Annotated in this window: 16 protein-coding genes; 15 read left to right on the forward strand and 1 reads right to left on the reverse strand. The window is 40.9% G+C overall.

Going from position 1 to position 14,862, the window contains the following annotated elements; genetic code table 11:
• The first annotated feature begins 94 nt into the window (after positions 1-94).
• Both HT715_RS05740 and HT715_RS05745 read left to right on the forward strand, forming a co-directional pair.
• Positions 95-382, forward strand: a complete 288-nt coding sequence (locus HT715_RS05740) for a hypothetical protein (RefSeq protein WP_000150674.1) — start codon at positions 95-97, stop codon at positions 380-382.
• Positions 372-722: a type II toxin-antitoxin system RelE/ParE family toxin gene (locus HT715_RS05745; RefSeq protein WP_000384969.1), complete on the forward strand. Its 351-nt coding sequence runs from the start codon at positions 372-374 to the stop codon at positions 720-722. The genes HT715_RS05740 and HT715_RS05745 overlap by 11 nt, the downstream gene beginning before the upstream one ends.
• 61 nt (positions 723-783) lie before the next feature.
• On the opposite strand, the gene HT715_RS05750 is transcribed toward HT715_RS05745, so the two are convergent.
• Positions 784-1,635 carry a MurR/RpiR family transcriptional regulator gene (locus HT715_RS05750; RefSeq protein ID WP_000360337.1) on the reverse strand — a complete coding sequence of 284 codons (852 nt, stop codon included), beginning with the start codon at positions 1,633-1,635 and terminating at the stop codon, positions 784-786.
• 303 nt (positions 1,636-1,938) lie between these two features.
• On the opposite strand from HT715_RS05750, the gene pbp2b reads away from it, so the two are divergent.
• The 13 genes from pbp2b to HT715_RS05815 all read left to right on the forward strand — a co-directional run bounded on the left by pbp2b (position 1,939) and on the right by HT715_RS05815 (position 14,700).
• On the forward strand, positions 1,939-3,996 hold the full coding sequence (gene pbp2b / locus HT715_RS05755; protein WP_079251558.1) for a penicillin-binding protein 2B: 2,058 nt from the start codon (positions 1,939-1,941) through the stop codon (positions 3,994-3,996).
• A 10-nt stretch (positions 3,997-4,006) separates the two neighbouring features.
• Positions 4,007-4,603, forward strand: a complete 597-nt coding sequence (gene recR, locus HT715_RS05760; RefSeq protein WP_000966761.1) for a recombination mediator RecR — start codon at positions 4,007-4,009, stop codon at positions 4,601-4,603.
• 175 nt (positions 4,604-4,778) lie between these two features.
• Positions 4,779-5,822 carry a D-alanine--D-alanine ligase gene (locus HT715_RS05765; RefSeq protein ID WP_000814626.1) on the forward strand — a complete coding sequence of 348 codons (1,044 nt, stop codon included), beginning with the start codon at positions 4,779-4,781 and terminating at the stop codon, positions 5,820-5,822.
• An 83-nt stretch (positions 5,823-5,905) separates the two neighbouring features.
• A complete protein-coding gene (murF, locus tag HT715_RS05770) occupies positions 5,906-7,279 on the forward strand; it encodes a UDP-N-acetylmuramoyl-tripeptide--D-alanyl-D-alanine ligase (protein WP_172922858.1) in 1,374 nt (457 codons plus the stop codon).
• Positions 7,266-7,877 (forward strand): NUDIX hydrolase, encoded by a 612-nt coding sequence (locus tag HT715_RS05775; RefSeq protein ID WP_000804584.1) that lies wholly within the window; start codon positions 7,266-7,268, stop codon positions 7,875-7,877. Before murF ends, HT715_RS05775 begins: the two co-directional genes overlap by 14 nt.
• A 90-nt stretch (positions 7,878-7,967) precedes the next feature.
• Positions 7,968-8,672: a TIGR02206 family membrane protein gene (locus HT715_RS05780; RefSeq protein ID WP_001055261.1), complete on the forward strand. Its 705-nt coding sequence runs from the start codon at positions 7,968-7,970 to the stop codon at positions 8,670-8,672.
• Positions 8,673-8,890: 218 nt separating this feature from the next.
• Positions 8,891-10,264 carry a cell division protein FtsA gene (gene ftsA / locus HT715_RS05785; RefSeq protein WP_000090408.1) on the forward strand — a complete coding sequence of 458 codons (1,374 nt, stop codon included), beginning with the start codon at positions 8,891-8,893 and terminating at the stop codon, positions 10,262-10,264.
• Positions 10,265-10,280: 16 nt separating this feature from the next.
• Positions 10,281-11,540: a cell division protein FtsZ gene (gene ftsZ, locus HT715_RS05790; RefSeq protein WP_138706430.1), complete on the forward strand. Its 1,260-nt coding sequence runs from the start codon at positions 10,281-10,283 to the stop codon at positions 11,538-11,540.
• Positions 11,541-11,544: 4 nt separating this feature from the next.
• Positions 11,545-12,216: a YggS family pyridoxal phosphate-dependent enzyme gene (locus HT715_RS05795; protein WP_138706431.1), complete on the forward strand. Its 672-nt coding sequence runs from the start codon at positions 11,545-11,547 to the stop codon at positions 12,214-12,216.
• 9 nt (positions 12,217-12,225) lie between these two features.
• A complete protein-coding gene (locus HT715_RS05800) occupies positions 12,226-12,765 on the forward strand; it encodes a cell division protein SepF (protein WP_000053381.1) in 540 nt (179 codons plus the stop codon).
• The gene (locus HT715_RS05805; RefSeq protein ID WP_000576513.1) at positions 12,765-13,028 is read left to right on the forward strand and encodes a YggT family protein; all 264 of its coding nucleotides are present in this window, start codon (positions 12,765-12,767) and stop codon (positions 13,026-13,028) included. The genes HT715_RS05800 and HT715_RS05805 overlap by 1 nt, the downstream gene beginning before the upstream one ends.
• A complete protein-coding gene (locus tag HT715_RS05810) occupies positions 13,025-13,810 on the forward strand; it encodes an RNA-binding protein (RefSeq protein WP_138707165.1) in 786 nt (261 codons plus the stop codon). The genes HT715_RS05805 and HT715_RS05810 overlap by 4 nt, the downstream gene beginning before the upstream one ends.
• Before the next feature lie 8 nt (positions 13,811-13,818).
• A complete protein-coding gene (locus tag HT715_RS05815) occupies positions 13,819-14,700 on the forward strand; it encodes a DivIVA domain-containing protein (RefSeq protein ID WP_001123177.1) in 882 nt (293 codons plus the stop codon).
• Positions 14,701-14,862: the final 162 nt, after the last annotated feature.

The raw sequence follows: 14,862 nt of genomic DNA on the forward strand, positions 1-14,862 counted from the left end.
TGGCTCAGCCAAACTAGGATTTTCTAATCAAATTCCCTTGACTTTCTTTATAATTGTGAGATAATAAATAAAATATATAAAGGAATTATATAAAATGACTATAGCGAATTCAAGTAAGATTGTGACCTTCCAAGCTAATAGAGAATTAGTAAATGATGCCATGGAAGTGTTAAAAGAAAAAAATCTCTCTCTTTCATCAGCACTCAGATTATTTTTAAAGAATGTTGCCGTAACAAATGAAGTAGATTTACTGAGTGAAGAGGAATTAGAGAAGGAGTATTTGTTTAGACAATTACAAGCAGAAGTTCAAGAAAGTTATGCCAAGATTGAGTCTGGAAATTACTTGACAGATGAGGATGTCGTGACACGCTATGGATTATAAAAGATATAGGATTTTGTATTCTCCTAGAGTGATTGATAGTCTGGATAAAATATATCAGTATATAGCGGAGGAAATCGGTTCTGTAGAGGCTGCGAGACGAAAAGTAGCCAATATTAGAAAAGATATTAATCGGCTAGAAATTTTCCCCCAAGCTGGATTTGATGCTGATGAAAAATTTGGTAAGAAATTAGACCCTCGCTACCAAACGCGAGGATGGACCTTGAGTAAGGATTACATTGTATTGTATACAATTGTTGAGGATACCGTCAGACTTGCTTATTTACTCCCTTCAAAAAGTGATTACATGAAATTATTCAAGACTAAGTCAAGATATGACTAATTCATAATCTTGAAGAGGTATGTTTGGTGATGAATAAAAATCCTAGTTTGGCTTAGCCAAACTAGGATTTTCTGACACGTTTTTGTCTACGATAGCCGTTGAGTTTCTTATTTTCCCAGTAGCTATTAAAGATTTTTTCCTTGCTTTCGCGATTGATTTCCAAAAAGTAGGCATAAATCAAATCGATAAAGAAGAGCATAGGAAGTTGAGCGGATATTCGTTGGATATAGGAAGGCTGGCTGTGGGTGGCTACAAGAACAGTCTCTGTGTAGGCCTGGCTATCTTTATTGGGAACACTTGAAAAGAGTACAGTCTTTGCCCCCATCTCCTTGGCATCTAATAGACTATCTAAAATAGAAGGTGTTGTACCAGAAAGTGAGAAGCCCAGTACGAGACAATTTTCCTCCATAATGCTGGTTGTCCATGCAAAGCCATCTTGATCGGTCAAGGCTTCGCAGACCACACCCAGACGCATGAACCGCAATTTCATTTCACGGGCGACGAGGCCAGAACTCCCTGTTCCGAAGAAGTAGACACGCTCAGCATCTTCGATTAGCTGGGCAATTCGTTCTAGTTGGATTTCGTCAATCAAGTCTTGTGTTTGTTCCCTCATATTGCTATAACTTCTGAGGACTCGTTTGGTCAGTGGACTGTGCTTGGAGACTTGGTTGGCTTGATTTTCTGCCTGATGTTGGTATTGGAAAATAAATTCTCGGTAGCCAGTAAAGCCACACTTTTTAGCAAAGCGGGTCAAAGCAGCTTGAGAAATATGTAATTTTTGGGTGACTTGTTGAGAAGATAAATCATCTGTAATCGTTTCAGCTTGCAAAAAATAGCGAGCGATTTCTTGCTCTAGGTCTGTCATTTCTTCAAAATGTGAATCAATGATAGTTGCGATATCTGGTTTGTCCATAGGGAAAGCTCCTTTACATGAGTCATACTGGAAGACTAGATCAGGGAATAGTCACACTTCATTATAACACATAATATAAGGATAGATAAATAAAAACGCATCTCTGTTTTAAAAACGAAAAAGTCGAAAAAGCTTCTTACTTTTCCATAATTTTCTACTCAAATTGTGGTACAATTAAGAGTAAGATTTTAATTATACTCTTCGAAAATCTCTTCAAACTACGTCATCGTTGCCTTGCCGTACTCAAGTACAGCCTGCAGCTAGCTTCCTAGTTTGCTCTTTGATTTTCATTGAGTATTAGAAATGAGACTGATTTGTATGAGAAAATTTAACAGCCATTCGATTCCGATTCGGCTTAATTTATTGTTTTCAATCATCATTTTACTCTTTATGACCATTATTGGTCGTTTGTTGTATATGCAGGTTTTAAACAAGGATTTTTACGAAAAAAAGCTAGCATCAGCTAGTCAGACCAAGGTCACAAGCAGTTCTGCCCGTGGGGAAATTTATGATGCTAGTGGGAAACCTTTGGTAGAAAATACGCTAAAGAAGGTTGTTTCCTTTACGCGTAGCAATAAAATGACGGCTACAGACTTAAAAGAAACAGCTAAAAAGTTACTGACTTATGTGAGCATCAGCTCTCTAAATTTGACAGAACGCCAGCTGGCGGATTACTATTTGGCTGATCCTGAAATCTATAAACAGACAGTGGAGGCTCTCCCAAGCGAGAAACGCTTGGATTCAGATGGCAATCGCCTATCCGAATCAGAACTGTATAACAATGCGGTCGATAGTGTCCAAACGAGTCAACTAAACTATACAGAGGATGAAAAGAAAGAAATCTATCTTTTTAGTCAGTTAAATGCTGTTGGAAACTTTTCGACAGGTACCATTGCGACAGATCCTTTAAATGATTCTCAGGTGGCTGTTATTGCCTCTATTTCAAAGGAGATGCCTGGCATTAGTATTTCTACTTCTTGGGATCGAAAGGTTTTGGAAACTTCTCTTTCTTCTATAGTAGGGAGTGTATCCAGTGAAAAAGCTGGTCTCCCAGCGGAAGAAGCAGAAGCCTATCTTAAAAAAGGCTATTCTCTAAATGATCGTGTAGGAACCTCCTATTTGGAAAAGCAATATGAAGAGACCTTGCAAGGAAAACGCTCGGTAAAAGAAATCCATCTGGATAAATATGGTAATATGGAAAGCGTGGATACAATTGAGGAAGGTAGTAAGGGAAACAATATCAAGCTGACCATTGATTTGGCCTTCCAAGATAGCGTGGATGCTCTGCTGAAAAGTTATTTCAATTCCGAGCTAGGAAATGGAGGAGCCAAGTATTCTGAAGGTGTCTATGCAGTCGCCCTTAACCCCAAAACAGGTGCTGTTTTGTCTATGTCAGGACTCAAACATGACCTGAAAACGGGAGAGTTGACGCCTGATTCCTTGGGAACGGTAACCAATGTCTTTGTCCCAGGTTCGGTTGTCAAGGCTGCGACCATCAGCTCTGGCTGGGAAAATGGAGTCTTGTCAGGAAACCAGACCTTGACAGACCAGTCCATTGTCTTCCAAGGTTCAGCTCCCATCAATTCTTGGTATACTCAGGCTTACGGTTCATTCCCTATCACAGCAGTCCAAGCTCTGGAGTATTCATCCAATACTTATATGGTCCAAACAGCCTTAGGTCTTATGGGGCAAACCTACCAACCCAATATGTTTGTCGGCACCAGCAAGCTAGAGTCAGCTATGGGGAAATTGCGTTCAACCTTTGGTGAATATGGCTTGGGCTCTGCGACTGGGATTGACCTACCAGATGAATCTACTGGATTTGTTCCCAAAGAGTATAGCTTTGCTAATTACATTACTAATGCCTTTGGGCAGTTTGATAACTATACGCCCATGCAGTTGGCTCAGTATGTAGCAACTATTGCAAATGATGGTGTTCGTGTGGCTCCTCGTATTGTTGAAGGCATTTATGGTAATAATGATAAGGGAGGCTTAGGCGACTTGATTCAGCAACTGCAACCGACAGAGATGAATAAGGTCAATATATCCGACTCCGATATGAGTATCTTGCACCAAGGTTTTTATCAGGTTGCTCATGGGACTAGTGGATTGACAACTGGACGTGCCTTTTCAAACGGTGCCTTGGTATCCATTAGCGGAAAAACGGGTACAGCCGAAAGCTATGTGGCAGATGGTCAGCAAGCAACCAATACTAATGCGGTGGCCTATGCCCCGTCTGATAATCCCCAAATCGCTGTTGCAGTGGTCTTTCCTCATAATACCAATTTAACAAATGGTGTAGGACCTTCCATTGCGCGTGATATTATCAATTTGTATCAAAAATACCATCCAATGAACTAGAAAGGAAATTATGCTTTATCCAACACCCATTGCCAAGCTGATTGACAGCTATTCTAAGTTACCAGGTATCGGGATTAAGACGGCTACGCGTTTGGCCTTTTATACGATTGGGATGTCTGATGACGATGTCAATGAATTTGCAAAAAATCTCCTTTCTGCTAAGAGAGAATTGACCTACTGTTCCGTTTGTGGACGTTTGACAGACGACGACCCTTGCTCTATCTGTACCGATCCGACTCGTGACCAGACAACGATTTTGGTGCTAGAGGATAGTCGTGATGTGGCAGCTATGGAAAATATCCAAGAATACCACGGGCTCTATCATGTCTTGCATGGCCTCATTTCCCCTATGAATGGTATCAGTCCAGATGATATCAATCTCAAGGGGCTCATGACTCGTCTGATGGATAGTGAGGTTTCAGAAGTAATCGTAGCAACCAATGCCACAGCAGATGGGGAAGCAACTTCCATGTATCTTTCCCGCTTACTCAAGCCAGCTGGTATCAAGGTTACGCGTCTAGCACGAGGTCTCGCTGTGGGAGCAGATATCGAGTATGCGGACGAAGTCACACTCTTACGGGCTATTGAAAATCGAACAGAGTTGTAAGTGTAGACAAATTTACGAACTCCATTCATTTATAAAAAATCAAGGAGGCTGAAAATCGTTCCTATCGGCCTCTTTTTGTATAGTGTGATGAGTAGGATCAGGTTCAAGTTTTAAAAAACCAAGCAAATATGATATACTAAAGAGCGAGTATTCTAGTAGAATTAGGACAAATAATATGAAACAAACGATTATTCTTTTATATGGTGGAAGGAGTGCGGAACGTGAAGTCTCTGTCCTTTCAGCTGAGAGTATCATGCGTGCGGTTAACTACGACCGTTTCACAGTCAAGACTTTCTTTATCAGTCAGTCAGGTGACTTTATCAAAACGCAGGAATTTAGTCAGACTCCAGGTCAAGAGGACCGTCTCATGACCAATGAAACCATTGATTGGGATAAGAAAGTTGCACCAAGTGCTATCTATGAAGAAGGGGCAGTGGTCTTTCCAGTTCTTCATGGTCCGATGGGAGAAGATGGCTCTGTTCAAGGATTCCTTGAAGTTTTGAAATTGCCTTATGTCGGTTGCAATATCTTGTCATCCAGTCTTGCCATGGATAAAATCACGACTAAGCGTGTGTTAGAATCTGCTGGCATTGCACAAGTTCCCTATGTGGCTATCGTTGAAGGGGATGATGTGACTGCTAAAATCGCTGAAGTGGAAGAAAAATTGACTTATCCAGTCTTCACTAAGCCGTCAAACATGGGTTCTAGTGTCGGTATTTCTAAGTCTGAAAATCAAGAAGAACTTCGTCAAGCTTTGGAACTTGCCTTTCAATATGACAGCCGTGTCTTGGTAGAGCAAGGGGTCAATGCCCGTGAAATCGAGGTTGGTCTCTTGGGAAACTACGATGTCAAAAGCACGCTACCAGGAGAAGTAGTCAAGGATGTTGCCTTTTATGACTACGATGCCAAGTATATTGATAACAAGATTACCATGGACATCCCAGCCAAAATCAGTGATGATGTGGTAGCTGTCATGCGTCAAAATGCAGAGACGGCCTTCCGTGCCATTGGAGGCCTCGGTCTCTCTCGTTGCGATTTCTTCTATACAGATAAGGGAGAGATTTTCCTAAACGAGCTCAATACCATGCCAGGTTTCACCCAGTGGTCAATGTATCCACTACTTTGGGACAATATGGGAATCAGCTACGCAGAACTAATCGAGCGTTTGGTTGACCTTGCCAAGGAAAGCTTTAACAAGCGCGAAGCGCATTTGCTATAAAATGAAAGAGAGGGTAGAAGCCAGAACCATCACTGCCAGGTGACTAGAGTTCTCGGGCTTCGACCCTTTTTAAAGGAGTAGAAATGAAATTAACAATCCATGAAGTTGCCCAAGCTGTTGGAGCTAAAAATGATGTTAGTCTTTTTGCGAACGCCCAGTTAGAAAAGGCTGAGTTTGACAGTCGATTGATTGGGACTGGAGATTTATTTGTGCCACTCAAAGGTGCGCGTGATGGTCATGACTTTATCGAAACAGCCTTTGAAAATGGTGCGGTAGCAACCCTGTCTGAGAAAGAAATCGCAAATCATCCCTACATTCTAGTAGACGACGTGTTGACTGCATTTCAAAAACTAGCTGCCTACTATCTTGAAAAAACGACTGTTGATGTCTTTGCTATTACGGGTTCAAATGGTAAGACAACGACCAAGGATATGTTGGCACATTTGCTGTCAACAATCTACAAAACCTACAAAACTCAAGGAAACTACAATAACGAGATTGGTCTTCCTTACACAGTTCTCCATATGCCTGAAGGAACAGAAAAGTTGGTTTTGGAGATGGGACAGGATCACTTGGGAGATATTCATCTCTTGTCTGAATTGGCTCATCCAAAGATAGCCATCGTGACCTTGGTTGGAGAAGCCCATTTGGCCTTTTTCAAAGACCGTTCGGAGATTGCCCAAGGAAAAATGCAAATTGCAGATGGCATGGCTTCGAATTCCTTGCTTTTGGCCCCAGCCGACTCCATTGTAGAGGCCTACTTGCCAACTGATAAAAAGGTGGTTCGTTTTGGGCAAGGAGCAGAGTTGGAAATCACAGACTTGGTTGAGCGTAAGGACAGTCTGACCTTTAAAGCTAATTTCTTGGAACAAGCCCTTGATTTGCCAGTGACTGGTAAGTACAATGCCACTAATGCTATGATTGCTGCTTATGTGGCCCTACAAGAAGGAGTTTCAGAAGAACAAATTTGTCAGGCCTTCCAAAATCTTGAATTGACGCGTAACCGTACCGAGTGGAAGAAAGCAGCCAATGGAGCAGACATCTTGTCAGATGTTTACAATGCCAATCCAACTGCTATGAAGCTGATTTTAGAGACCTTCTCTGCCATTCCAGCCAATGAAGGGGGCAAGAAAATTGCGGTTTTAGCGGACATGAAGGAACTGGGTAACCAGTCAGTTCAACTCCATAATCAGATGATTTTGAGCCTTTCTCCAGATGTGCTGGATACCGTGATTTTCTACGGAGAAGACATTGCTGAATTGGCCCAACTTGCCAGTCAAATGTTCCCAATTGGCCACGTTTACTATTTCAAGAAAACAGAAGACCAAGACCAATTTGAAGACCTAGTCAAGCAGGTCAAGGAAAGCCTCAGTGCCAATGATCAAATCTTGCTCAAGGGCTCTAACTCTATGAACATAGCCATGTTGGTAGAAAGTTTAGAAAATGAAACCAAGTGATTTTGTTAAGTATCTGCAAAGAATGATTGCCCTTACAGATACTGGCTTAACCTTTACAAAAGATCCTTTTGACTGTGAGCGCTACGAAGACTTGCGAAGTCTGTTATCTGAAATGTTGAATCAGGTATCAGACCTTGATGCAGACGAAGTGGCAGAACTCTTGAAACCGACCTCCGCTTATGCGACTCCCTTAATGGACGTCCGTGCTTGGATTGTTGAGGATGAGAAGATTTGTCTGGTTAGGGGACAAGGAGAGGATAGTTGGGCTTTGCCAGGTGGCTTTGGTGAAGTCGGCTATTCTCCAACTGAAAATATTCTCAAGGAAATTGAAGAAGAAACCGGTTTTAAAGCCAAAGTTGAAAGACTGCTAGCTGTTTTTGATACCAATCGTTTCCAACTACAGAGCAAACAATATGCAAAGTTTGTTTTTGAATGTAAGCTTCTCGATGGACAATTCCAAGAAAATCAAGAAATCGCTGACCTTCAATTTTTTGCAATTGACCAACTGCCGAATTTATCTGAAAAACGCATTACCAAGGAGCAAATCGAGATTCTTTGGCAGGTTTATCAAGGTCAGAGGGAGCAATATCTTGACTAAGAAGATGATTATCGTATTTCTAAATCCATTTTTGACAAATAGCATGGTATAATAATATGCAGGAAAATTTTGAATTATGAGGAAGACTAGATGAATTTATGGGATATTTTTTTTACAACTCAGCCAACAGAACCACCTAAATTTGACCTTTTTTGGTATGTTAGCCTATTTACGCTCTTAGCCTTGACCTTTTATACAGCCTATCGCTATCGTGAAAAGAAGGTTTACCAACGATTTTTCCAGATTTTACAGGCCGTTCAGTTGATCCTTCTTTATGGTTGGTACTGGGTCAATCATATGCCATTGTCAGAAAGCCTACCCTTTTACCATTGCCGTATGGCTATGTTTGTGGTACTCTTGCTTCCTGGTCAGTCCAAATATAAACAATACTTTGCATTATTGGGAACATTTGGGACATTAGCAGCCTTTGTTTATCCAGTGCCAGATGCTTACCCTTTTCCACATATCACCATTTTATCCTTTATCTTTGGTCATTTAGCACTCTTGGGGAACTCTCTAGTTTATCTATTGAGACAGTATAGTGCGAAATTGCTGGATGTGAAGGGAATTTTTCTCATGACCTTTGCCCTAAATGCCTTGATTTTTGTGGTCAATTTGGTAACAGGTGGGGATTACGGATTCTTGACAAAACCGCCATTGGTTGGGGATCATGGTCTAGTAGCTAATTATTTACTTGTTTCAATTGTGCTGGTAGCTACTATCAGTTTGACTAAGAAAATCTTAGAATTCTTTTTAGCTCAAGAAGCAGAAAAAATGATTGCAAAGAAAGCTTAACACAGAGCTTTCTTTTTTTGTCTTAGAGAGTTTTTACAAGCAGCTTATAAAATAAGAATTTCTGAACATAGAAACTCAAAAATTGGCTGGGAAATTTAGGAAAAAAGCAAGCATGATTAAATTTTTTGTGTTATAATATTCTGTGAATAGCTATGCCTAAGTTTAGCTATGGAATAATACGAAGTGCGAAACTTGGAAGATAGAGAGGATGCGATGTAATGGCTAGAGAAGGCTTTTTTACAGGTCTAGATATTGGAACAAGCTCTGTCAAGGTGCTTGTAGCCGAGCAGAGAAATGGTGAATTAAATGTAATTGGCGTGAGTAATGCCAAAAGTAAAGGTGTAAAGGATGGAATTATTGTTGATATTGATGCAGCAGCAACTGCTATCAAGTCAGCCATTTCCCAAGCAGAAGAAAAGTCAGGCATTTCGATTAAATCAGTGAATGTCGGCTTGCCTGGTAATCTTTTGCAGGTAGAACCAACTCAAGGGATGATTCCAGTAACATCTGATACCAAGGAAATTACGGATCAAGATGTTGAAAATGTTGTCAAATCAGCTTTGACAAAGAGTATGACACCTGACCGTGAAGTCATTACCTTTATTCCTGAAGAATTTATTGTGGATGGTTTCCAAGGGATTCGTGACCCACGTGGCATGATGGGGGTTCGTCTTGAAATGCGTGGTTTGCTTTATACAGGTCCTCGCACTATTTTACATAACCTACGTAAGACAGTAGAACGTGTCGGACTACAGGTTGAAAATGTTATTATTTCACCACTAGCAATGGTTCAATCAGTTTTGAACGAAGGTGAACGTGAATTTGGTGCTACAGTGATTGATATGGGAGCAGGTCAAACGACTGTCGCTACAATCCGTAACCAAGAACTTCAGTTCACACATATTCTCCAAGAAGGTGGAGATTATGTAACTAAAGATATCTCCAAGGTTTTGAAAACCTCTCGCAAATTAGCGGAAGGCTTGAAACTGAATTACGGGGAAGCCTATCCGCCTCTTGCAAGCAAAGAAACCTTCCAAGTAGAAGTTATTGGAGAAGTAGAAGCAGTTGAAGTGACGGAAGCCTACTTGTCAGAAATTATTTCTGCACGAATTAAGCACATCCTTGAGCAAATCAAGCAAGAATTAGATAGAAGACGTCTATTGGAGCTCCCTGGTGGTATTGTCTTAATCGGTGGGAATGCCATTTTACCAGGTATGGTTGAACTTGCTCAGGAAGTCTTTGGCGTCCGTGTCAAGCTTTATGTTCCAAATCAAGTTGGTATCCGTAATCCAGCCTTTGCGCATGTGATTAGTTTATCAGAATTTGCGGGTCAATTAACAGAAGTGAATCTTTTGGCTCAGAGAGCGATAAAAGGTGAGAATGACTTAAGTCATCAGCCAATTAGTTTTGGTGGGATGCTGCAAAAGACAGCTCAGTTTGTACAATCAACGCCTGTTCAACCAGCTCCTGCTCCAGAAGTAGAGCCGGTGGCGCCTACAGAACCAATGGCGGATTTCCAACAAGCTTCACAAAATAAACCGAAATTAGCAGATCGTTTCCGTGGCTTGATCGGAAGCATGTTTGACGAATAAAGAGGAAAAATAAATTATGACATTTTCATTTGATACAGCTGCTGCTCAAGGTGCAGTGATTAAAGTAATTGGTGTCGGTGGAGGTGGTGGCAATGCCATCAACCGTATGGTCGACGAAGGTGTTACAGGCGTAGAATTTATCGCAGCAAACACAGATGTACAAGCATTGAGTAGTACAAAAGCTGAGACTGTTATTCAGTTGGGACCTAAATTGACTCGTGGTTTGGGTGCAGGAGGTCAACCTGAGGTTGGTCGTAAAGCTGCTGAAGAAAGCGAAGAAACACTGACGGAAGCTATCAGTGGCGCAGATATGGTCTTCATCACTGCTGGTATGGGAGGAGGCTCTGGAACTGGAGCTGCTCCTGTTATTGCTCGTATCGCCAAAGATTTAGGTTCTCTTACAGTTGGTGTTGTGACACGTCCCTTTGGTTTTGAAGGAAGCAAACGTGGACAATTTGCCGTTGAAGGAATCAACCAACTTCGTGAGCATGTAGATACTCTATTGATTATTTCAAACAACAACTTGCTTGAAATTGTTGATAAGAAAACACCGCTCTTGGAGGCTCTTAGCGAAGCGGATAACGTTCTTCGTCAAGGTGTTCAAGGGATTACCGATTTGATTACCAATCCAGGATTGATTAACCTTGACTTTGCCGATGTGAAAACAGTTATGGCAAATAAAGGGAATGCTCTCATGGGTATTGGTATCGGTAGTGGAGAAGAACGTGTGGTAGAAGCGGCGCGTAAGGCAATTTACTCTCCACTTCTTGAAACAACAATTGATGGAGCAGAAGATGTGATTGTCAACGTAACTGGTGGTCTCGATTTAACCTTGATTGAAGCTGAGGAGGCTTCACAAATTGTGAACCAGGCAGCAGGTCAAGGAGTGAACATCTGGCTCGGTACTTCAATTGATGAAAGTATGCGTGATGAAATTCGTGTAACAGTTGTCGCAACGGGTGTTCGTCAAGACCGCGTAGAGAAGGCTGTTGCTCCACAAGCTAGACCGACTACTAACTACCGTGAGACAGTGAAACCAGCTCATTCACATGGCTTTGATCGTCATTTTGATATGGCAGAAACAGCTGAATTGCCAAAACAAAATCCACGTCGTTTGGAACCAACTCAGGCATCTGCTTTTGGTGATTGGGATCTTCGCCGTGAATCGATTGTTCGTACAACAGATTCAGTCGTTTCTCCAGTTGAACGCTTTGAAGCCCCAACATCACAAGATGAAGATGAATTGGATACACCTCCATTTTTCAAAAATCGTTAAGTAAATGAATGTAAAAGAAAATACAGAACTTGTTTTTCGAGAAGTCGCAGAGGCTAGTCTGAGTGCTCATCGAGAGAGTGGTTCAGTCTCTGTCATTGCAGTTACCAAGTATGTAGATGTACCGACAGCGGAAGCCTTGCTTCCGCTAGGTGTTCATCATATCGGTGAAAATCGTGTCGATAAGTTTCTGGAAAAATATGAAGCTCTAAAAGATCGAGATGTGACTTGGCATTTGATTGGTACCTTGCAAAGACGTAAGGTGAAAGATGTCATTCAATACGTTGATTATTTCCATGCCTTGGATTCAGTAAAGCTAGCAGGGGAAATTCAAAAAAGAAGTGACCGAGTCATCAAGTGTTTCCTTCAAGTAAATATTTCTAAAGAAGAAAGCAAGCACGGTTTTTCGAGAGAGGAACTGCTGGATATCTTGCCAGAGTTAGCCAGACTAGATAAGATTGAATATGTTGGTTTAATGACGATGGCACCTTTTGAGGCTAGAAGTGAGCAGTTGAAAGAAATTTTCAAGGCGACCCAAGATTTACAAAGAGAAATCCAAGAAAAACAAATTCCAAATATGCCTATGACCGAGTTAAGTATGGGAATGAGTCGTGATTATAAAGAAGCGATTCAATTCGGTTCCACCTTTGTTCGTATAGGTACAGCATTTTTTAAGTAGGAGAGAACCATGTCTTTAAAAGATAGATTCGATAGATTTATAGATTATTTTACGGAGGATGAGGATTCAAGTCTCCCTTATGAAAAAAGAGATGAGCCTGTGTTTACTCCAGTAAATTCTTCACAGGAACCGGCTCTCCCAATCACTCAAACTCCACAATCAGCTGGAACAAAGGAGAACAATATCACCAGACTTCATGCAAGACAACAGGAATTGGCAAATCAGAGTCAGCGTGCAACTGATAAGGTCATTATAGATGTTCGTTATCCTAGAAAATATGAAGACGCAACAGAAATTGTTGATTTATTGGCAGGAAACGAAAGTATCTTGATTGATTTTCAATATATGACTGAAGTGCAGGCTCGTCGTTGTTTGGATTACCTGGATGGGGCTTGCCATGTTCTAGCTGGAAGTCTGAAAAAAGTAGCTTCTACCATGTATCTGTTGACACCAGTGAATGTTATTGTGAATGTAGAAGATATTCGTTTGCCAGATGAAGATCAACAGGGTGAGTTTGATTTTGATATGAGACGAAATAGAGTACGATAATGATTTTTTTAATTCGTATGATTTATAATGCAGTGGATATTTACTCCCTGATTTTGGTAGCCTTTGCTGTCATGTCTTGGTTTCCAGGCGCCTACGAATCCAGTTTGGGTCGTTGGATTGTAGCGTTGGTAAAACCAGTACTTGCTCCCTTGCAACGCCTGCCTTTACAGATAGCGGGCCTTGATTTATCTGTTTGGGTTGCGATTGTTTTGGTTCGATTTTTAGGAGAAAACCTAGTCCGTTTTCTGGCGATGATAGGATGAATAAAGGGATTTATCAGCATTTCTCCATAGAAGATCGTCCCTTTCTTGACAAGGGAATGGAATGGATAAAGAAGGTAGAAGATAGCTATGCTCCTTTTTTAACTCCTTTTATCAATCCTCATCAGGAGAAACTATTAAAGATTTTGGCCAAAACCTATGGTCTTGCTTGTAGCAGTAGTGGGGAATTTGTCTCGAGTGAGTATGTTCGAGTTTTATTATACCCAGATTATTTCCAACCAGAGTTTTCAGATTTTGAAATATCTCTTCAGGAAATTGTGTATTCCAATAAATTTGAACATTTAACGCATGCTAAGATTTTAGGGACAGTCATCAATCAATTAGGGATTGAACGGAAACTTTTTGGAGATATCCTAGTAGATGAAGAACGGGCGCAGATTATGATTAATCAGCAGTTTCTTCTTCTCTTTAAAGATGGATTAAAGAAAATTGGCCGTATACCTGTTTCGCTGGAGGAACGTCCTTTCGCCGAGAAAATAGATAAGCTAGAACAGTATCGAGAACTGGATTTATCTGTGTCTAGTTTTCGATTAGATGTTCTTTTATCAAATGTTTTGAAACTATCTAGGAATCAAGCAAACCAGTTGATTGAAAAGAAACTTGTCCAAGTAAATTATCATGTGGTAGACAAATCAGATTACACTGTTCAAGTTGGAGATTTGATTAGTGTGAGAAAATTTGGTCGCTTGAGATTACTTCAAGATAAGGGACAAACGAAAAAAGAGAAGAAAAAAATAACCGTCCAGTTATTATTAAGTAAGTGAGGAATAGAATGCCAATTACATCATTAGAAATAAAGGACAAGACCTTTGGAACTCGATTCAGAGGCTTTGATCCAGAAGAAGTCGATGAATTTTTAGATATTGTGGTTCGTGATTACGAAGATCTTGTTCGTGCGAATCATGATAAAGATTTGCGTATTAAGAGTTTAGAAGAGCGTTTGTCTTACTTTGACGAAATGAAAGATTCATTGAGCCAGTCTGTATTGATTGCCCAAGACACAGCTGAGCGAGTGAAACAAGCAGCACATGAACGTTCAAACAATATCATTCATCAAGCAGAGCAGGATGCGCAACGCTTGTTGGAAGAAGCTAAATATAAGGCAAACGAGATTCTTCGTCAAGCAACAGACAATGCTAAGAAAGTTGCTGTTGAAACCGAAGAGTTGAAGAACAAGAGCCGTGTCTTCCACCAACGTCTCAAATCTACAATTGAGAGTCAGTTGGCTATTGTTGAATCTTCAGACTGGGAAGATATTCTTCGCCCAACAGCTACTTATCTTCAAACCAGTGATGAAGCCTTTAAAGAAGTGGTTAGCGAGGTACTTGGAGAACCGATTCCAGCTCCAATTGAGGAAGAACCAATTGATATGACACGTCAGTTCTCTCAAGCAGAAATGGCAGAGTTACAGGCTCGTATTGAAGCAGCCAATAAAGAATTGGCTGAATTTGAAGCTCAGACTAAACAGGAAGTGGAAGCTCCAACTCCTGTAGTGGGTCCTCAAATGGAAGAAGAACCTGCTCATCCAGTTGGTCCAATGTATGAAGAGCCAGAAGTAGCTCCAGTACATCCTTCGGCTCCAACACCAGCTACAGAAACATTTGATTCAGCACCAGGATTTGAAGCACCGCAAGAATCCGTTACAATTTTATAAGAAATATTCTGAGAACAATATCTTATCCTTATATTTCCAGCGAGCAGGAGATGGTGTGAGTCCTGTAATCCCTATTGATAAGATTATCCTCTCAAAAACTCAAGTCTGAAGTTAGTAGGATTTGACGTTCCCCACGTTACGGGATAAGAGGGAGAAAGACTA

It is taken from the genome of Streptococcus sp. 4155, assembly GCF_013276695.1.
In the GTDB taxonomy this organism is placed as follows: domain Bacteria; phylum Bacillota; class Bacilli; order Lactobacillales; family Streptococcaceae; genus Streptococcus; species Streptococcus pseudopneumoniae.